This window comes from Arenibaculum pallidiluteum (genome assembly GCF_017355985.1).
Classification (GTDB): Bacteria; Pseudomonadota; Alphaproteobacteria; order Azospirillales; family Azospirillaceae; genus Arenibaculum; species Arenibaculum pallidiluteum.
In genome coordinates this window covers 92889-112382 of the sequence record NZ_JAFIQU010000008.1, presented here as the reverse complement: position 1 = coordinate 112382, position 19494 = coordinate 92889, and the positions used below count along the sequence as shown (strand labels likewise).

Genomic DNA, 19494 nt, shown 5'->3' with positions numbered 1-19494 from the left:
CCTCAGGGCGCGGCCAGACGCGGCAGGAACAGCGCGGTCGCGGGGAAGGCGATCAGGATGGCGAGCCGCACCATGTCCATGGCGATGAAGGGCATGACGCCCCGGAAGATCGTCCGGCCGGGGATGTCGCGGAACAGCCCCTTGATCACGAAGAGATTGATGCCGACCGGTGGCGAGATCATCCCGAGCTGGGTGATGAACACCACGTAGATGCCGAACCAGACAGGGTCGTAGCCGAAGGAGGTGACGATGGGGAAGAAGACCGGCACGGTCAGGAGCACCATCGACAGCTCCTCCATGAAGGTGCCGAGCACGACGTAGATCACGGTGATCAGGGCGATCACGCCGATCCCCGGGAGGCCCCAGCCCGTCACCAGGCCGCTCAGGACGTTCGTCAGCCCCGTCACGTTCAGGAAGTTCGAGAAGACGATGGCGCCGATCAGCACGAAGAACAGGTTGGCCGTGACCTTGGCCGTCTCGGTCACGGCCTCCACCAGGGTGCGGACCGAGAGGCTGCGGTTGACGAGGGCGATCACGAGCGCCCCGAAGGCCCCGATGCCGGCCGCCTCGGTCGCCGTGAAGATGCCGCCGTAGATGCCCCCGATCACCACAAGGAACAGGATCAGCGTCTTGTAGATCTCGCGCAGCGCGCTCCGCCGCTCCGCCCAGGAGGACCGTTCCCCCCTGGGTCCCGCCTCCGGCCGGAGGGCGCAGACGATGGCGATGGTCACGATGTAGAGGACGGCGCCGAGCACGCCCGGCACGATCCCCGCGATGAAGAGCTGGCCGATGTCGGTGCCCGTCTGGATGCCGTAGAGCACCATCAGCACCGAGGGCGGGATCAGGATGCCCAGCGTGCCTCCCGCGGCGATCGCCCCGGAGGCGAGATCGTCGGCATAGCGATAGCGCCGCATCTCCGGCATTGCGACCCGGCCCATGGCCGCCGCGGTGGCGATGGAGGAGCCCGAAAGCGCGGCGAAGCCCGCGCAGGCGGCGATCGTCGCCATGGCGAGCCCGCCGCGGAGGTGGCCGAGGAAGCGGTAGCAGCTCCCGTAGAGGCGTCCGGCCTCGCCGGAGCGGACGATCAGCTCACCCATCAGGATGAACATGGGCACGACGGAAAGCTCGTAGCTCACCGGGGTCATGCTGACGGTCTGCCCGACAGTGGAGAATGCAGCCCGCCAGCCCAGGGCCACGATGGTGCCGACCCCGCCGGTGATGATCATCGAGATCCCGATCGGCCAGCCGATGGCGATCAGGACCAACAGGGCCGCGAATCCCAGCGCGGCGATGCTCCAGGGTTCCATCATGTCCTCAGCTGGGCGCCCGTTCGCCCAGGAACAGCGCGCGCATGGCGCGGATCAGGAACAGGGCCACGAGCAACCCGAGAATGATCGACGCTCCGGCGGGGATCGCTCCGCGCGGCACGCCGAGCTCCAGCGTCCGCTCGCCGGAGCCGAACAGGCGCTCGCCGTAGAGCCAGGCCCGCCACGACAGGATTCCGCAGGTCAGGGCCGAGGCGATCTCGCCGGCCGCCGTGCTGAGGGACTGCAGGAAGGGCGGCATCCGCTCGTACAGCACGGTGACGACCACGTGCTCGCGCCGCCATGTGACCGCCGGCAGGGCCAGGAAGACGATGGCGGCCATCATCAGCTCGATGGCCTCGAAGGCGCCCGTGAGCGGGCGGTTCGCAAGGAACCGGCCCGCGACGTCCAGGACGGTCACCGCCATCATCACGGTCGCGATCAGTCCCGCGACGAAGGCGAGCGCCCACATCGCGCGGTCCAGCCTCGCCGCGAGACCGTGCCCGTGCACGCGGCCTGACGCCATCACGGCTCCTTGAGGCCGGGGATGTTGACCCGGCGCTCGTTGCGGTAGGACTGCGCCATGACGCGGGCGTAATCGAGGATCTCCGGGCCGGGCAGGCTGCGCTTCTGCGCCTCCGCGAGCCATTCCTGCTCCATGACCTTCAGCGTCTCCTTGGCCTTGGCGGTCTCCTCGGCCGAGAGGGTGTAGGTCTGGAGCCCCTGGAGCGCGTTGAAGGCCCAGCGGTCACCGGCGCTCCAGGCGAGGCCGGCGCGGATCGCGATGGCGAGGCCCGAATGCTTCTCCACGGCCGCCTTCTGGGACGGCGTCAGCTGGTCCCAGACGCCCTGGTTGAAGGCCAGCCAGAAGGTGTCGGTGTAGAGGCCGCCGGGAAAGCGGATGGCGCTCTTGATCACGGGGTGGATGTTGAAGAACACCAACGATTCCGCGGGGAAGGTGATGCCGTCGGCGATGCCGCGCGTCATCGCCTGCTGGGCCTCGGTCGGCGGAAGCTGCACCGGCGTGGCGCCGAGCATGGACACGATGCGCCCGGTCACGTTCCCGCCGATCCGGATCTTCTTCCCGGCGAGATCGGCCAGCGAGGACACCTTCTCCGAGCGCATGAAGATGTAGGGCTCGCTGTGCACCCACAGCCCGACCACCTTGGCGCCCTTGTGCTCGCCGTAGCGCGCGCCGTAGCGCTCGTAGGTCAGCCAGGCAGCGGCGCTGCCCGCCGCCGGGTCCGGCGACATGAAGGGCAGCTCCATCACCTGCGTCATGGGGAAGCGGCCGGGATTGTGCCCGGACACACCAAAGCCGACGTCGACCGCCCCGTCGAGCACGAGGTCGAAATACTGGGGCGGGCCGGCGAGCGCGCTCGACATGATCTCGAACTTGAGCTCGCCGTTGGTCTCCCTCTCGATGGCGCGCGCCCACGGCTCGATGATGCCGCTGACGTTCAGGTGGTGCATCGGCAGCCAGTTGCCGACCCGGATGGTGCGGCTCTGGGCATCCGCGGTGGACGCGCCCGTCAGCAGGGCCAACGCCGTGAGGGCCATTGCCACCACGCCCGAGATCTTCGCCATCATCTTTCCCCCTGATCCTTTCCCTGGTCCCGCGCGCCGAGCTTGTAGATTTCCAGCGCGTCGCTTTCTTGGCCCCGGCTCGCCGCGAGCATGCGGAAGAGCTGCGCCGCGAGCCCGGCCATCGGCACCGGCGTCCCTGTCCCGACAGCAAGGTCGAGCGCGGTGTCGAGGTCCTTGAGCATGGTGTGGGTGTGGCCCAGCGGCGGGTCGTGGATGCCCGCGGCCATGCGCGGCACGAAGAGCTGCAGAGGCTTTGAATCCGCGAAGCCGCCGGCCAGCGCCTGGGGCAGCCTGGTCGGGTCGATCCCCGAATTGGCGGCAAGACGCGTCGCTTCGGCGAGCACCGCCATGCCGCAGCCGACGATCACCTGGTTGCACAGCTTGGTTGTCTGCCCGGTGCCCACCGGACCCATCAGGGTGAAGCGCTGGGCCATCAGCAGCACATGCGGCTCGACCCGTGCGAAGTCGGCGGGATCGCCCCCGGCCATCACGGCCAGCGTTCCCTTCTCGGCGCCGTCGACACCGCCCGAGACCGGGGCGTCGATCCAGCGCATGCCGTTCGCGGCCTCCAGCCGCGCCGCAATGGCCCGCGTGGCGTCCGGACGGATCGAGGAGAAGTCGACCACCAGCTTTCCATGGCCGGGCAGGGTGGCAAGCCCGGCCGGGCCGAAGACGACCTCCTCGACGGCGGCCGTATCGGTGACGCAGAGGAAGACGATGTCGGCCTCGGCCGCCACGCCGGCCGGTCCGTCCGCGACGCGCGCGCCGGCGTTGCGTGCCGCCTCGGCCTTGGCGGGCGATCGGTTCCACACCGTCACCGTCCGGCCGGCCGCAAGCAGGCGGCGCGTCATCGGAAGGCCCATAAGCCCGAGCCCGACGAAGCCCAGGCGCTCGCCGCCGATGTCGCTCATTCCCGCTCCCCGCCGTGATCAGGACGGTCGGCCGGCCAGACGGCGCCGCCCGCATGGGTGACGGCGCCGATATCGGCCTGGCTGACGGTCTGCATGTATTTCGAGAGCAGCCCCGCGCGGTGCCGCGGCGGCGGCGCCACCCACCCGGCACGGCGACGGGCCAGCTCGGCCGCGTCCACGAGCAGGTCGAGCCGGCGCGCCGCCCCGTCGACCCGGATCCGGTCGCCGTCGCGCACCAGGGCGAGCGGCCCCCCGGCCGCCGCCTCCGGCGCGATGTGGCCGACGCAGATCCCGCGCGTCGCGCCCGAGAACCGGCCATCGGTCAGAAGGGCGACCTTTTCTCCCATCTGCTGGCCGTAGATCAGGGCGGTGACGCCGAGCATCTCCCGCATGCCGGGTCCGCCGCGCGGACCCTCGTGGCGGATCACCAGGACGTCGCCCTCGGCGTAGGCGCGCCGGCGCACGGCGTCGGCGCAGTCCTCCTCGCTGTCGAAGACCCGCGCCGGCCCCTCGTGAACGAGCGTCTTCAGCCCCGCGACCTTCAGAAGCGCACCGTCGGGCGCAAGGTTGCCCTTCAGCACCGCAAGGCCGCCGTCCGGGCGGATTGCCTCGGCCACGGAACGGATCACGCGTCCGTCCGGCTCGGGCGCGCCCGCATGCTCCTCGGCGAGGCTGCGGCCGGTGACGGTCGGGCAGGTGCCGTCGAGCACGCCCGCCTCGATCAGCGCGCGGATGATCACCGATGCGCCGCCGACCTCGTGGACGTCCTTGGCGACATATCTGCCGCCGGGACGCAGGTCGCCGATCAGGGGCGTCCGTGCGAAGACCTCGGCCACGTCGTCGATGGTGAACCGGATCCCGGCCTCGTGGGCGATGGCGGGGATGTGCAGCGCCGCGTTGGAGGATCCGCCGGTGGCGGCCACGATGGCGCAGGCATTCTCGAGGGATCGGGGTGTCACCAGGTCGCGGGGCAGCGGCCCGCCGCGGCGGATGATCTCCATCACGAGCGCGCCGGCGCGCCTGGCGATCGCGGTGCGGGCTGCGTAGACGCCGGGCACCATGGACGCGTTGGGGACCGTCAGGCCGAGCGCCTCGGACACCATGGCCATGGTGTTCGCGGTGAACTGGCCGGCGCAGGCGCCGACCGTCGGCTTGCACACGCGCTCCAGCTCGGCGAGGCTGGCCTCGTCCATGGCGCCGGTCTGCACGGCGCCGACCGCCTCGTAGGCGTCCAGGACTGTGACGTCGCGCCCCCGGAACAGGCCCGGAAGCGCGCTTCCGCCATAGAGGAACACGCCGGGGACGTTGCAGCGGACCAGCCCCATCATGGCGCCCGGCAGCGTCTTGTCGCAGCCGCCGAAGGCCACGAGCCCGTCATAGGCATGGCCGTGGACGACGGCCTCGATCGAATCGGCGATCAGCTCGCGGCTGACCAGGGAGAACTTCATGCCCTCATGGTTCATGCCGATCCCGTCCGAGATCGAGATCGTCGTGAACTCGCGCGCCGTGCCGCCGGCCTCGGCGATTCCTTGCTTCGCGGCCTCTGCCTGCGGGCCGTGGGTCATGTTGCAGGGGGTGATGTCGCCCTTCATGCTGACGACGCCGACCATCGGCCGCGCGATCGCGGCGTCGTCGAGCCCTGTGGCGCGCATGAAGGCGCGGTGCGGCGTGCGGTCGAGACCCTCGCGCGTGACATCGGAGCGCAGACGGGGTTTCGACATTCTGGGGCCTCGGTGCGCGACAGGACACCGGTACTCTATCGGCTCGCAGGGCTGCTGCAAGCGGTTTGCCCATCACCCGTTATGCAGCCGGCGGCGCTGTGCGAAAGCGTTGCGCCAGGCGGCCCGCTGATGTCCGGACCGGCCGGCACGCGCCGTCGGTCCCGGGGGGACTCGGTGCGTGGGGATTCAGTCCTGGGGACGTTCAACGAGCTGGACCGCGCGGGCGGACACCGCGCGCAGCCGGGCCGCGTCGGCATGGGCGGCGTAGACCGGCGCGCCCTGGAGCGCGGGGTGCAGCGCAGTGGCGGCGGCGCGGCGGCAGGGGCTTTTCGCGAGAAGGCGCGAGCCATCGGCATGGGCGGCGTAGACCGGCGGTCGCTGCAACGCCGGATGCAGCGGCGTGAGGTCGGTCGCCCGGGCGATGTCCGGCAGGATCGCCGGCGCGAGCGCGGCGAGGCTAAAGAGGATGATCTTCATGGTGCACCTGCGATGGTTCGACTGGGGCGCTCGCGCATCGGGAAACGAGCGCAGCACTGCCATTCGTCGCATCGCAGATTGCGGGACGATTTCGTCCCGTGGCGATCCGGCTACGACTGAAGCCGGCGGGATCGCGGCCGCGCCGGGTGGCGTCGCACGGCCCGGTGCCGGGCCGTGCGCTCGCGCAACCTTATTCCGGCTTCTGGACGAGCTGGACCGGCGTCAGCACGGCGGCCCGCAGCCGCATCGCATCGGCATGCGCGACATAGGCCGGCGCGCCCTGCAGCGCGGGATGCAGCGCGGTGACCACCGTCGGCATGCGCTCGGCGGGCGCCACGAGGCGGGCGCCATCGGCATGCGCGGCATAGACGGGCGCGGCGAGCAGCGCCGGGTGGAGCGGGGTGAGATCGGCCGCAAGGGCGGCGCCGGACACGGTCGTCAGCGCGATGGCCGCGGTCATGGAGGTGATGAAGGTCTTCAAGATGCACCTGTATCGGTTCGGATGGATGGCTCGCGCATTAGCGGCTCTGAGCTCGGGTCCCAGCGGGACGTCTCCATTCCGGAAGCGCCCGCTATAAATAGCGCAGCTTTGTGCGGCGCACCATGGGACAAAATGCTGCAGGCCCACTTGTCATAAAGACGAAGGCAAGCATTTCTTTGGGTCGCTGATCAATTCTGGAGCCAACCATCACCATACCCTGCTCTGCAGTGATTGTTGGTTGGTGGGGCGAATATTCTTGGGGGGGGCGACTCGCTCCAATCCGCCTGTTTCTTTCAATGCCCGTTTCCGGACCGAAAGGGGCGCGTGGTGGTGCGCCGGCGCAATTCTCTGCCGGGTTTTCTACGCGGTCGGCGCATTCACGAGCCCCGGGGCGTTCAGCGCGTCTTTGAGACCCTTGAGAAGCATCATGAACGCGTTCTGCCGGATGTCGCTGGACGCCAGGATCGTCGAGGCGCCGGTGAGCCACAGGACGAAGATGGGCAGCATCGGAGGATCGCTTGCCAGCAGGCTGATCAGAAACGATGCCAGGTTCGAGGACACGGTCCCGACGAGCTCCAAGCAGAAGGCGCCGCGATTCGTTGCCCAGTCGCCTCGCCACTGGGCCAGAAGGCCGTCACGCGTCCCGTTGGTGTCGTTGGCAAATGCTGCGGAGGTCAAGCTCCCCCTCAAATCGCGAAGGAATGTGCGGCGCGGTATAGGGTGTGATGCTTAACCGGAGGTGAACTGCCACGCCGTGACCGGTGACGGGGATGAGCCATCATGTAGAGGCGGCGCGGATATCAATCCGTGCCGCCTCTACATGATTGTTTGGCATTGCGGCCGTCGGCCCGGCGTTCAAATGGCCAGTGCGGCCATCAGTCCAGATCCTCGGCCGGGACGCAGGCGCCGGACGTGCGGCCCAGGCTGCCGCAGGCTTTCCAGCCGCCCTGCGGGACGAAGCGGACGACGACGCGCCGCGGCGGCTCCGCATCGGTCTCGACGGCCTTTGGCGCAATGGGTGCGGCAGGCGGGGCCAGCTCAGCGACCTGCACGCGGGGGGCCGCCCTGTCCATACCGTCGCGGGGCCGGGCGGATGCGGACAGGACGGGTGCAGACAGGGGGCGCGCCGAGGGGGCGGGCGATGCCGGCTCGGCCATCGCCACGGCGGTGGCGGACGGCGCGGACATGCCCGGCTTCGGCCGGCCGGGCGGTGGCGTCACGGCGACGACGACGGTCTCGACGGCTGCCGCCTTGTCCTCGGCCCGGGCGATCATGCGCGCCTCGCGGGCCTCGCTGACCTGGGCCAGCGCCGTGGCCGAGACCTGCAGCGGGCTGGTGGAGGGCAGGTCGGGCAGAATGGCGACGAGCGTGTTCGTCGACAGGATCTCGTCGGGCCGGCGCGGCGCCGCCTTGCCGACGACCGGGGCCAGCGCCGCATGATAGGCCCGCGTCTCCGCAGGCAGCTTCCGATTCCTGGTCAGATGCTTGTAGTAGCAGCCGGGGCCGCAGTTGTAGGCCGCCAGGAAACCCGGCGAGCCGAAGACTTCGTAGAGCTCTCGGATATAGGCGGTGCCGGCCAGCACGTTGTCGCGTGGATCGGTCATGTCGGGACCGAGGTCGTAGCGCCAGCGCAGCTCCTCATACGTGTCCGGCATCACCTGCATCAGGCCAATCGCGCCGGCAGGGCTGGTGACCGGACGGCCGTCGACGAAGGCTCGCCCGCCGCTCTCGCGCTTCATCACCGCCCGGATCCAGAGTTCGGGAACGTCGAAGCGCTCGGCCGCCTCGCGGATGTGCCGGCCCCAGGGGTCCTTGGGATCCGTGGGCTCGTCTGCCGCAGCTGGGGCAGGCGCTACGGCGGTCGTCGTCGCGACCGGCGGCGGGGCCGGCATGCTGGTCCCGGCGCAGGCGCTCAGCACGGCTCCGGTCAGGGCGAGAAGGCTGAAGCTGCGGATCTGTCCGGCGAAGGGGAGTGCGCGGGCGGGGAGTTCGGTCGGAAGCATGTCGGCCGTGCAGCTGTGGCTCAGGGCGGCCCGGGGCAGGCTCGCACCCTCTAACCTCCGGAAAGCTCCTTTCGATTGGATTAATACAAATGATTAAGACGACATGGGGCGGGCATCATCCGGCTTCCGGCTCGATGAGGGCATCGGGGCCGTTCAGAGCCGGCGGGCTCTCGCGTAGCTGCGCGCGCAGGCAGCGGGCGAAATCCTGGACGAGCGGCGAATCGCTGCCGGCCTCCGGCAGGCACAGCGCGTAGGTGAAGCGCAGGTCCACCTCCAGGGGGCGGAGCACGACGCCGTTGGCGGTCCATGTCTGCGCCGCAAAGGGCTCGAGCAGCGCGATGCCCAGCCCTGCGGCGACCAGCGCATAGGCGGTGTGCGAGTGCGGGGTGGAAACGATGCGCCGGGGGCGCACGCCGGCCGCCTCGAACAGGCGGTCGACGCGGCTCCAGTCCAGCGGGACCGAGGGCATGAGCCCGACATAGTCCTGGTCGTGGAAGTCGTGGATCGAGACCGCCGGCTTCTCGGCCAGGGGATGCCCTGCCGGCAGGGCGCAGAGGAATCGCACGGTGATCAGGGGCTCCTGGCGCACCCCCGCCACCACGGCGAAGCGCACGGACATGGCGAGATCGGCCTGCCTGTTCTGCAGCATCTCCTGGATCTCGGGCGGGTGCAGCACCTCCAGGCTGATGCCGACTCGCGGGTTCCGGGCCAGGAAGCGCTTGATGGCGCCCGGCATCACCGCCGAGGAGAGGACGGGCAGGGCGCAGACCGTGAGCTGGCCCGTCCGCGCCTCGCGGATCTGCTCGGCGGCGCGCTCCAGCGTCTCGAGGCCCAGGAACGCGCGGTCCACGGCCTTGTAGAAGCGCAGCCCCTCGTCCGTCGGAGCGAGCCGTCCTCCCTGCCTGCGGAACAGCGGGAAGCCCACGGCGTTCTCGAGATCCGCGATCAGTCGGCTGGCCGAGGGCTGTGCGATCGACAGCAGGTTCGCCGCGCCCGTGACGGAGCCCGTCATCATAGCCGCACGGAAGGCCTCGACCTGACGGAACCGCATGCTGCCCTCATCCTGGATCCATGTTACATCCATAGTATTTGCGTATGAATCGTGCGGGAAAAGCTATTTGACACTCTGATTTCGCCCTCCTCATAGTTTCACCGGCAATTTTCGCTCCGGGCGGGCCGCCGGCGGGCGGTGTGGGCAGGGAAAGGACGCGGGTTTGGACGGTATTTCGAGGGAGATGATCGCCCGGCTGGTCGGCTTCGACACGGTCTCGCGGCGGTCCAACCTGCCGCTGATCCACTGGGTGCGGGACTATCTCGCCAGCCACGGCATCGAGAGCCGCCTGGTTCCCAGCCCGGACGGCGAGAAGGCGAACCTCTTCGCCACCATCGGGCCGCGCGTCGAGGGCGGTGTCATCCTGTCGGCGCACACGGACGTGGTTCCCGTGGACGGGCAGGCCTGGGATACCGATCCGTTCTCGCTGGTCGAGCGGGACGGCCGCCTCTACGGCCGCGGGACCGCCGACATGAAGAGCTTCCCGGCCGTGGCGCTGGCGCTGGTGCCCGAGATGCTGAAGGCCGGCCTTCGGCGCCCGGTCCATCTCGCCCTCTCCTATGACGAGGAGGTCGGCTGCATCGGCGCGCCCTTCATGATCCACCGGATCGTCGAGGAGCTGCCGCGTCCGGGCGCCGTGATCGTCGGCGAGCCGACCAGCATGGAGGTCGTGGTGGCCCACAAGGGCTGCTATGCGCTGCACACCCGTGTGATCGGCCACGAGGCTCATTCGAGCCAGCTCCAGCGCGGGGCGAGCGCCGTCATGACGGCGGCGCGGCTCGTTACCTTCATCGACGACATCTGCGCCGAGAACCGGGCGGCCGCGGATCCGGCCTCGCCGTTCGAGCCTCCCTACACGACGCTCCATGTCGGCAAGATCCAGGGCGGGACTGCGCTGAACATCATCTCGCGGGAATGCGAGTTCCTCTGGGACATCCGCACGGTGCCCGGCGACGACGCCCACCGCTACATCGCGCGCGTCGAGGCGTTCTGCCGCGAGAGGCTGCTCCCGGCCATGCGCGCGGTGGCGCCTGAATGCGACATCCGGACGGAGCTTCTGGCCGGCGCGCCCGGGCTGATCGCCGAGCCCGAGGGCGAGGCGGCGCAGATCTGCCGGGCGCTGACCGGACGCAACGCGATGACGGTCGTGCCCTACGGCGCCGAGGCAGGGCAGTTCCAGGAGGCCGGATTCTCGACCGTGATGTGCGGGCCCGGCTCCATCGACCAGGCCCACCAGCCCAACGAGTTCATCGAGATCTCCCAGGTCGCCGCCTGCGAGCGGTTCCTGCGTGGGATGATCTCCAGGCTGGCCGCGTGAGGCGGCCGTCCGGCAGGCGGCCGGCAAGAGCCGCATAGCCCGGCCACGACAATTCGCCAGACAGGGAACAGGAGGCAGCAGCCATGACCATCACCGCGACCCTTCGACGATCCGCCGCCGCCATCGCCCTGCTGGGGGCGCTCTGCGCCGGCGCCGCCGAGGCCAAGACCCTGCGCTGGTCCTACCAGGGCGACGCCACGACCATGGATCCCCACGGTCTGAACGAGACCTTCACGCTGGGCGTCCAGAGCAACATCTACGAACCCCTGGTCGGCTACGACGAGAAGCTGCAGCTGACGCCGCTGCTGGCCGAGAAGTGGGAGAATCCCGAGCCCAACAAGTGGGTCTTCCACCTGCGCCGGGGCGTGAAGTTCCACAACGGCAGCGACTTCACCGCGGACGACGTGATCTTCTCGTGGAAGCGCTCGCTGACCGAGGGCTCAGACATGAAGGGTTACGGGGCCAAGGCCTCGGAGATCCGCAAGGTCGACGACTTCACGATCGAGGTCCTCACCAAGTCGCCGAACCCGATCCTGCCGCGGGAATGGGTCTTCCTCTACATCATGGACGAGGACTGGTCGAAGCAGAACAACACGACCGAGGCGACCAACGTCAAGAACGCGAACCAGGGCAACTACGCCAACCTGAACGCCAACGGCACCGGTCCCTTCATGGTGGCCGAGCGCCAGCCCGACGTGCGGACCGTCCTGAAGCGGAACCCCAGCTACTGGGACAAGGGCATCAGGACCAACGTGGACGAGGTCGTGTTCACGCCCATCACCCAGCCGGCGACGCGTGTCGCGGCGCTGCTGTCGGGCGAGATGGACGTGATCCAGCCGGTGCCGGTGCAGGACTGGGACCGCCTGGACCAGGCGCCGGGCGTCAGCCCGCTGACCGGCGCCGAGGCCCGCGCGATCTTCATCGGCATGGACCAGGCGCGCGACGAGCTTCTGTATTCCAACGTCAAGGGCAAGAACCCCTTCAAGGACATCCGGGTCCGCGAGGCCGTGGTGCGCGCCGTGAACCTGGACGCCATCAACAAGCAGATCATGCGCGGCGCCGCCGTGCCGCTGGGCTCGCTGATCCCGCCCGAGCTCAACGGCTATGACAAGTCCTTCGGCGAGCCCTACAAGCCCGACCCCGACAAGGCGAAGAAGCTGCTGGCCGAGGCCGGCTATCCCAACGGCTTCGAGGTCTCGCTCGACTGCCCGAACGACCGCTACGTCAACGACGAGAAGGTCTGCCAGGCGGTGGCGGGCATGCTGGCGCGCGTCGGCATCAAGGTGAACCTGCTGGCCCAGACCAAGGGCAAGTACTTCGGCAAGGTGCTGGCGCAGGCCGGCTACGACACCAGCATGTACCTGCTGGGCTGGACCGCCGCGTCCATTGATGCCCACAACTCGATGCTGAACCTCGCGTCGTGCCGCAACAAGGACACGCAGGCCGGCCTGTTCAACCTCGGCGGCTATTGCAACCCCAAGGTTGACGCGCTGACCGAGAAGGTCGGCAGCGAGACCGACCAGGGCAAGCGCAACGCGATGATCAAGGAGGCCTGGGAGATCGTGAAGGCGGACTACGGCTATCTGCCGCTGCACGCCCAGCCAATGTCCTGGGGCGTCCGCGACGGCGTGAAGGTGGTCCAGCGCGCCGACGACGTCCTCGACCTCCGCTCGGTCGTGCTGCCGTAATTTCCCGAGGCGGCCCGTGGATCCTTCCAGCCCTCGACGCGAGGGAGGCGGGACCCGCGGGCCGGAGGCCCATTCGCCATGATCTCCTTCGTCCTGCAACGCGTGTTGCAGTCCGTGCTCGTCATCCTGGCGGTGGCGCTGATCGCCTTCTCGCTGTTCCGCTACGTCGGCGACCCCATCAACGCCATGGTCGGCCAGGACACGACGCTCCAGCAGCGCGAGGAGCTGAAGGAGCGGCTCGGGCTGAACGATCCCTTCGTGGTCCAGTACGGCCGGTTCGTGGCGAATGCGGCGCAGGGCGAGTTCGGGATCTCCTACCGGCACCGGCGGCCCGTGAGCGAGCTGCTGGCCGAGCGCCTCCCGGCGACGCTCGAGCTCTCGATCGTCTCCATGGTGCTGGCTCTGGCCCTCGGCATTCCCATGGGCGTCTACACGGCCCTGCGCCGAGACGGCGCGCTCGCCAAGTCGTTCATGACGATGTCCCTGGTGGGCGTGTCGCTGCCGACCTTCCTGATCGGCATCCTGCTGATCCTGGTCTTCGGCGTGATCCTGCGCTGGCTGCCGACCTTCGGGCGCGGCGAAGTCGTCGACCTCGGCTGGTGGAGCACGGGGCTGCTGACGCGGTCCGGGCTCGCGGCGCTGATCATGCCCGCGATCACGCTGGCGCTGTTCCAGATGACGCTGATCATGCGGCTCGTGCGCGCCGAGATGCTGGAGGTGCTGCGTGCCGACTTCATCAAGTTCTGCCGCGCGCGTGGCCTGCCCAGCCGGCTCGTGAACTTCCGTCACGCCCTCAGGAACACGCTGGTGCCGGTGATCACGATCACCGGCCTCCAGCTCGGCTCGATCATCGCTTTCTCGATCATCACCGAGAGCGTCTTCCAGTGGCCCGGCATGGGCCTGCTGTTCATCCAGGCCATCGGCACCGTCGATATCCCGGTCATGGCGGCCTACCTGTGCCTTATCGCGCTGTTCTTCGTCCTCATCAACCTGATCGTCGACCTGCTGTACTTCGCGGTCGACCCGCGGCTGCGCGTGCGCAGAGGAAGGGCCTGAGCCATGGCGGAGATCCAGGCCGAGACTCGCGGCAGGCTGGCATCCCTGGCGGACAGCGACCTCTGGCACAGCTTCAAGGGCTCGCCGGTCACGATCGCCTCGGCCCTTGTCGCCCTGCTGCTGGTGCTGGGGGCGCTACTGGCCCCTGTGGTCGCGCCGCACAACCCGTTCGACCTCGCCTCGCTCGACATCATGGCGGCGAACCTGCCCCCGGTCTGGGCCGAGGGCGGCGATCCGGCCTATCCGCTGGGCACCGACGACCAGGGGCGCGACGTGCTGTCGGCGATCCTCTATGGCGCCCGCATCTCGCTGCTGGTGGGCTTCGCCTCGGTTCTGCTGTCCATCCTGATCGGCGTGTCGCTGGGGCTCGTCAGCGGCTATGTGGGCGGGCGGCTGGATGCGGTGATCATGCGCGTCGCCGACGTGCAGCTCTCCTTCCCGGCGATCCTGATCGCGCTGCTGATCGACGGGGCAGCGCGCGGGCTGCTCCCGCGCGACCTGCACGAGAGCCTCGCGCTCTACGTGCTGGTCTTCGCGATCGGCTTCTCGGGCTGGGTGCAGTACGCGCGCACGGTGCGCGGGGCCACCATGGTCGAGAGCCGGAAGGAATACGTGCAGGCCGCCCAGATCATCGGGATCGGGCCCGCCACCATCCTGCGGCGCCACATCCTGCCCAACGTGATGGGACCGGTGCTCGTCATCGCGACGATCCACCTCGCCATCGCCATCATCACGGAGGCGACGCTGAGCTTCCTCGGCGTCGGCGTGCCGCCGACCTCTCCCTCGCTGGGGACACTGATCCGGTTCGGCAACGAGTACCTGTTCTCGGGCCAATGGTGGATCTCGATCTTTCCGGGGGTCGTCCTCGTGCTGCTGGTGCTCTCGGTGAATCTGCTGGGGGACTGGCTCCGCGACGCGCTCAATCCAAGGCTTCGCTGAGGCAGGACCCATGTCGCTCCTGGAGATCAGGGACCTCGAGGTCCAGTTCCCGACCCGCCGCGGCCTCTTCGTTGCGGTGGCGGGCGTCACCCTGACGGTCGAGCCCGGGCAGATCCTCGGGGTCGTCGGCGAGTCCGGGGCCGGCAAGTCGACGATCGGCAACGCCGTGATCGGGCTGCTGGAGCCGCCCGGGCAAATCGGCGGCGGACAGGTGCGCCTGGACGGCCGGCGCATCGACGACCTGCCGGATGCCGAGAAGCGGCGGATCCGCGGCCGGCGGATCGGCATGATCTTCCAGGATCCGCTGACCTCACTCGACCCGCTGCAGACCATCGAGAGCCAACTCGTCGAGACGATCCAGATCCATCTCGGCCTCGACCTGGCCGCGGCTAGGTCCCGGGCGGTGGACCTGCTGCGGCAGGTCGGCATTCCCGAGCCCGAGCTGCGGGTGAAGCAGTACCCCCACCAGTTCTCGGGCGGCATGCGCCAGCGCGTGGTGATCGCGCTGGCACTGTGCGCCGAGCCCGAGGTGGTGATCGCGGACGAGCCGACCACCGCGCTGGACGTCTCGATCCAGGCGCAGATCCTCGACCTGCTGCGCCGCCTGTGCCGCGAGCGCAGCGTGGGCATGATCATCATCACCCACGACATGGGCGTGATCGCCGAAGTCACCGACCGTGTGGCCGTGATGTATCGCGGCCGCGTCGTCGAGGAGGGGCCGACCGCCAAGATCCTGGGCGACCCCGACCACGCCTACACCCGTGCGCTGATCGGCGCCGTGCCGCGCCCGGATGTGCGGCTGCATCGCTTCCCCTATGTCGACTATATCGAGGGCTTGGCCGGCAAGCCGCGGGCGACGCTATCCCTGCGCGAGCACTGGCTGGGCCGCTCGCGCGACTTCGGGCAGGCTCCAGGCCGGGACGGAGGTCCGCTGCTGGAGATCGAGGGGCTGGGCATCCGGTTCCCCATGAACAACGCCTGGCTGCCGCGCAACCGCCGCTACCTCGATGCCGTCCAGGACGTGGCCTTCTCCATCGGCGAGGGCGAGACCTTCGGCCTCGTCGGCGAGAGCGGCAGCGGGAAGTCGACCATCGCCCGCCTGATCACGGGTCTCTACCGGCCGAGCACCGGCCGCATCCGCTTCGCCGGGACGGAGGTTTCCGCCCTGACGCGGGACCGCGACCTGAATCCGTTCCGGCGGCAGATCCAGATGATCTTCCAGGATCCCTTCTCGTCGCTGAATCCGCGCCTGCGGGTCATGGACATCGTCGCGGAGCCCATCCGCTTCCACCGCCTCGCGGGCAGCCGGCGGGAGGTCGAGACGGTGGTCCGCGACCTTCTGGAGCATGTGGGGCTGGGCGCCCGGGCCGCAGAGAAGTTCCCGCACGAGTTCTCGGGCGGGCAGCGCCAGCGCATCTGCATCGCCCGCGCGCTTGCCACCCGTCCCCGGTTCCTCGTGTGCGACGAGCCGACCTCGGCGCTGGACGTGTCGATCCAGGCGCAGATCCTGAACCTCCTGAAGGACCTCCAGGACGAGCTGCGCCTGACCATGCTGTTCATCAGCCACGACCTGCCGGTGATCCGGCAGATGTGCGACCGGGTCGGCGTGATGCGGCACGGCAGGCTGCTGGAGATCGCTGCGACCGAGGATCTCTTCGAGCGGCCGCAGCACCCCTACACGCGCGAACTGCTGTCGCTGATGCCGCGTTTCGACGGGCTGTCGCGGGAGGGGCTCCAGGTCGAGGATTCCGGGGACGCCGCGTCACCTTCGGCACGCGATCTCGGGTGAGCGCGACCGCGTAGCGGAAAGGGGCGGGAATGCTGTTTCGGGGTGGGTCGGTGTTCGACGGCCGCGGCGGGTTCGTCGAGGGGGCGGGCGTGCTGGTGGAGGACGGCCGCATCCGGCGCGTTGGCCCGCTGGCGGAGTTCGCGGGCTATGCGGGGCCCGTGGTCGACACCGCTGGCGGCACGCTGCTGCCGGGACTGATCGATTGCCATGTCCATCTCTGCTATACCGGCAGCGCCGATCCGCGGGCCGCGCTGGAGCGGATGTCCGCTGCGGAGATCACGCTCACGGTTCTCGCCAACGCCCAGGCGAGCCTGAGCGGCGGCATCACCGCGGTGCGCGACTGCGGCGGCAAGGACCATCTGGAATTTGCCGTGCGGGATGCGATCGAGCGCGGCGTGTTCCCCGGCGCGGCCATCCGCGCCGCCGGCCGCATGATCTGCATGACGGGGGGCCACGGCAACCAGTGGGCCCGCGTGGCCGACGGCTCGGACGAGATCGTGAAGGCCGTGCGCGAGCAGGTCCATGCCGGCTGCGACCTCGTGAAGATCATGGCGACGGGCGGGGTGATGACGCCCGGCGTCGATCCGCGCGACGCCCACTACACGGCCCCCGAGATGGCGGCCGGCGTATCCGAGGCCAGGCGCCTTCGCCGCCGCACCGCGAGCCATGCCCAGGGCACCCAAGGCATCCTGAACGCGGTCCGGGCCGGCATCGATTCGATCGAGCACGGCATCTACATGGACGAGCAGTGCCTGGAGGAGATGCTGGCCGCCGGGACCTTCCTGGTTCCGACGATCGCGGCCGTGCGCAACATCCTCGGCAACGCGGATCGCGGTATCCCGTCTTACGCCGTGGAGAAGGCCCGCGCGGTCGCCGAGCGCCACCGGGAATCCTTCCGCATGTACCATCGCGCCGGCGGGCGGATCGCCATGGGCACGGATGCGGGCACGCCCTTCAACCTCCACGGCGCCAATGCGGTCGAACTCGCCTACATGGTCGATTGGGGCATGAGCCCGGCCGAGGCCCTGATCGCGGCCACCAGCCGGGGGGCCGAGCTGATAGGCTTCGATGACCGCGGCGTGATCGCCGAGGGCGCCCTGGCCGATCTGCTGCTGGTCTCCGGCAATCCGGTCGAGAACATCTCCCGCGCCGCCGACCGCGCCCATCATCGCGGAGTGTGGAAGGCCGGCGTTCCGGCCGGCTGAGCGGGGTCCCGCTATAGAAAGTTGACTCCGTCAACAAAGTTGTTGATCCTGTCCATCGTCACTGGTGGAGGGCGCGGCGATGAGCCATGGGCCTGGACAGGACCTCGAGGCTGCGATCGCAGCCGTACGCCGATTCAGCCGGTTCTACACCCGCCAGATCGGCCTCCTCGACGAGGGGCTGCTGAAGAGCGAGTTCTCGCTGACGGAGTGCCGGGTCCTCTACGAGCTCGCCCATCGCGCCGGACCGAGCGCGGCCGAGCTCGGCCGGGATCTCGGCCTCGACGCCGGCTATCTCAGCCGGATCCTCAGGAAGTTCGAGGCGCGGGGCCTCGTCACCCGCGCGCCGTCTGAGGCCGATGGGCGCCAGTCCGTGCTCGCCCTCACCGAGGCGGGCGGGGAGGCCTTCGCGCCGCTCGACCGGGCCTCCCACGACGAGGTCGCGGTCATGCTCGGCGGGCTCGGGCCCGAGCAGCGGGCACTGCTGGTCAGGTCCATGGCAGCCATCGAAAGGCTGCTCGGTCAGGGCGGCGAGCCACGCGTGCCCTATGTGCTGCGGCCGCTCCAGGTCGGCGACATCGGCTGGATCACGCATCGCCAGGGCCTTCTCTACGCCCGCGAGTACGGCTGGGACGGGACCTACGAGGCGCTGGTCGCCGAGATCGCGTCCGGCTTCGTGAAGAACTTCGATCCCAGGCACGAGAGCAGCTGGATCGCGGAGCGCGAGGGTGAGGTCGTCGGCTCCGTCTTCCTCGTCCGCCAGTCCGAGGAGGTCGCCAGGCTCCGCCTGCTCTACGTCGAGCCCGAGGCTCGTGGGCTCGGCATTGGACGCCGCCTGGTCGAGGAGTGCATCCGTTTCGCCCGCGCCAAGGGCTATCGGACGCTCACGCTCTGGACCAATGACGTCCTGGTGGCGGCCCGGCGCATCTACGAGACGGCAGGCTTCGTCCTGACGAAGGAGGAGCGGCACCATTCCTTCGGCAAGGACCTGGTCGGGCAGCACTGGGACCTCGCCCTTTGACCGCGGCGCCGGTCGGGCCGCCGTGAGCGCCGCGCGCGAGCGCCTGGCACTCGCCGCGGCCGCCGCGACCGGGATCCAGGTCGGGGCGGCGATGGTTGCGACCCGCGCGGTGGTCGACGATCTGGGGCCGGCCTCGCTGGCCTGCCTGCGCTATGCCATCGGGGCGCTGTGCCTTATTCCGCCCCTGCTCGCCCTGAGACGCGTGCGCTTCGCTCCGCGCGATTTGGCCGCGGTCATGGCGCTCGGCATCGTGCAGTTCGGCGTCGTGATCGCGCTGCTGAACCTAGGCCTGCAGGCGCTTCCGGCCGCGCGGGCCGCGCTGATCTTCGCGACCTTCCCGCTGCTGACCATGCTGGCCGCAGCACTGCTCGGGCGCGAGCGGCTCGATGCCCGGCGCGGCACCGGCGTGCTCCTGACCATCCTGGGCGTCGGTGTGGGACTCGGCGAGCGGCTGGCCGAGGGCGGCGGAGCGGGGCAGGGCGAATGGCTCGGAGCGCTGGCCGTGCTCGGCGCAGCCGCGAGCGGCGCCGTCTGCTCGGTGCTCTACCGGCCCTATCTCGCCCGTTACCCGACGCTGCCGGTGGGCGCGTGGGCGATGCTTGCCTCGGTCGTCTTCCTAGCCGGCTTCGCGGTGCCCGAGGGGTTGTTCACGGACGCGTCGCGGCTCGGTACCGCGGGCTGGGCCGCGGTGACCTTCATCGGCCTTTCGAGCGGCGGCGGATACATGCTGTGGCTCTGGGCGCTCAGGACGATCTCGGCGACGCGGGTGACCGTGTTTCTCTCGCTCAGCCCGGCAACGGCTGCGCTCCTAGGGGCCTGGCTTCTTGGCGAGCCGCTGACCCGGGGCACCGTCGCCGGTCTCGCCTGCGTGGCGGCGGGGCTGTGGCTGGCGACGCGTGGAACGGCCGGCCATGTGCGATGATGCCCGCGATGATCGTGGGCGGGC

The 19494-nt window shown here is 69.6% G+C and carries 18 protein-coding genes; 8 read left to right on the top strand and 10 right to left on the bottom strand.

Going from position 1 to position 19494, the window contains the following annotated elements:
* Window positions 1-2 precede the first annotated feature (2 nt).
* From JUB13_RS17490 to JUB13_RS17445, 10 genes are all read right to left on the bottom strand, one after another.
* Window positions 3-1307 (bottom strand): TRAP transporter large permease, encoded by a 1305-nt coding sequence (locus JUB13_RS17490; RefSeq protein WP_207481257.1) that lies wholly within the window; start codon window positions 1305-1307, stop codon window positions 3-5.
* A 7-nt stretch (window positions 1308-1314) separates the two neighbouring features.
* Window positions 1315-1830 carry a TRAP transporter small permease gene (locus JUB13_RS17485; protein ID WP_207481255.1) on the bottom strand — a complete coding sequence of 172 codons (516 nt, stop codon included), beginning with the start codon at window positions 1828-1830 and terminating at the stop codon, window positions 1315-1317.
* Window positions 1830-2894, bottom strand: coding sequence for a TRAP transporter substrate-binding protein (locus tag JUB13_RS17480; RefSeq protein WP_207481253.1), 1065 nt, complete (start codon window positions 2892-2894; stop codon window positions 1830-1832). Before JUB13_RS17480 ends, JUB13_RS17485 begins: the two co-directional genes overlap by 1 nt.
* Window positions 2891-3802, bottom strand: a complete 912-nt coding sequence (locus JUB13_RS17475; protein ID WP_207481251.1) for an NAD(P)-dependent oxidoreductase — start codon at window positions 3800-3802, stop codon at window positions 2891-2893. The genes JUB13_RS17480 and JUB13_RS17475 overlap by 4 nt, the downstream gene beginning before the upstream one ends.
* Window positions 3799-5523, bottom strand: a complete 1725-nt coding sequence (gene ilvD, locus JUB13_RS17470) for a dihydroxy-acid dehydratase (protein WP_207481249.1) — start codon at window positions 5521-5523, stop codon at window positions 3799-3801. The genes JUB13_RS17475 and ilvD overlap by 4 nt, the downstream gene beginning before the upstream one ends.
* Window positions 5524-5709: 186 nt before the next feature.
* Window positions 5710-6000: a hypothetical protein gene (locus JUB13_RS17465; protein WP_207481247.1), complete on the bottom strand. Its 291-nt coding sequence runs from the start codon at window positions 5998-6000 to the stop codon at window positions 5710-5712.
* Window positions 6001-6190: 190 nt separating this feature from the next.
* Window positions 6191-6481, bottom strand: a complete 291-nt coding sequence (locus JUB13_RS17460; RefSeq protein WP_207481245.1) for a hypothetical protein — start codon at window positions 6479-6481, stop codon at window positions 6191-6193.
* A 360-nt stretch (window positions 6482-6841) separates the two neighbouring features.
* Window positions 6842-7159, bottom strand: a complete 318-nt coding sequence (locus JUB13_RS17455) for a hypothetical protein (RefSeq protein WP_207481243.1) — start codon at window positions 7157-7159, stop codon at window positions 6842-6844.
* 197 nt (window positions 7160-7356) lie between these two features.
* Window positions 7357-8484 (bottom strand): lytic transglycosylase domain-containing protein, encoded by a 1128-nt coding sequence (locus tag JUB13_RS17450; RefSeq protein ID WP_236025023.1) that lies wholly within the window; start codon window positions 8482-8484, stop codon window positions 7357-7359.
* Between the two features lie 115 nt (window positions 8485-8599).
* On the bottom strand, window positions 8600-9535 hold the full coding sequence (locus tag JUB13_RS17445) for a LysR substrate-binding domain-containing protein (RefSeq protein ID WP_207481241.1): 936 nt from the start codon (window positions 9533-9535) through the stop codon (window positions 8600-8602).
* Window positions 9536-9698: 163 nt separating this feature from the next.
* Here JUB13_RS17445 and argE point away from each other — a divergent pair, with 163 nt between their 5' ends.
* The 8 genes from argE to JUB13_RS17405 all read left to right on the top strand — a co-directional run bounded on the left by argE (window position 9699) and on the right by JUB13_RS17405 (window position 19470).
* Window positions 9699-10853: an acetylornithine deacetylase gene (gene argE / locus JUB13_RS17440; RefSeq protein ID WP_207481239.1), complete on the top strand. Its 1155-nt coding sequence runs from the start codon at window positions 9699-9701 to the stop codon at window positions 10851-10853.
* 83 nt (window positions 10854-10936) lie between these two features.
* Window positions 10937-12541 carry an ABC transporter substrate-binding protein gene (locus JUB13_RS17435; protein ID WP_207481237.1) on the top strand — a complete coding sequence of 535 codons (1605 nt, stop codon included), beginning with the start codon at window positions 10937-10939 and terminating at the stop codon, window positions 12539-12541.
* A 78-nt stretch (window positions 12542-12619) separates the two neighbouring features.
* Window positions 12620-13597 (top strand): ABC transporter permease, encoded by a 978-nt coding sequence (locus tag JUB13_RS17430; protein ID WP_207481235.1) that lies wholly within the window; start codon window positions 12620-12622, stop codon window positions 13595-13597.
* Between the two features lie 3 nt (window positions 13598-13600).
* Window positions 13601-14536, top strand: a complete 936-nt coding sequence (locus JUB13_RS17425) for an ABC transporter permease (RefSeq protein WP_207481233.1) — start codon at window positions 13601-13603, stop codon at window positions 14534-14536.
* Between the two features lie 10 nt (window positions 14537-14546).
* The gene (locus JUB13_RS17420; RefSeq protein WP_207481231.1) at window positions 14547-16325 is read left to right on the top strand and encodes a dipeptide ABC transporter ATP-binding protein; all 1779 of its coding nucleotides are present in this window, start codon (window positions 14547-14549) and stop codon (window positions 16323-16325) included.
* Between the two features lie 29 nt (window positions 16326-16354).
* Entirely contained in the window at window positions 16355-17530 is a 1176-nt protein-coding gene (locus JUB13_RS17415; protein ID WP_207481229.1) for a metal-dependent hydrolase family protein, read from the top strand.
* A 79-nt stretch (window positions 17531-17609) separates the two neighbouring features.
* Entirely contained in the window at window positions 17610-18548 is a 939-nt protein-coding gene (locus JUB13_RS17410; RefSeq protein ID WP_207481227.1) for a bifunctional helix-turn-helix transcriptional regulator/GNAT family N-acetyltransferase, read from the top strand.
* A 22-nt stretch (window positions 18549-18570) separates the two neighbouring features.
* Window positions 18571-19470: a DMT family transporter gene (locus JUB13_RS17405; RefSeq protein ID WP_328702956.1), complete on the top strand. Its 900-nt coding sequence runs from the start codon at window positions 18571-18573 to the stop codon at window positions 19468-19470.
* Window positions 19471-19494 lie beyond the last annotated feature (24 nt).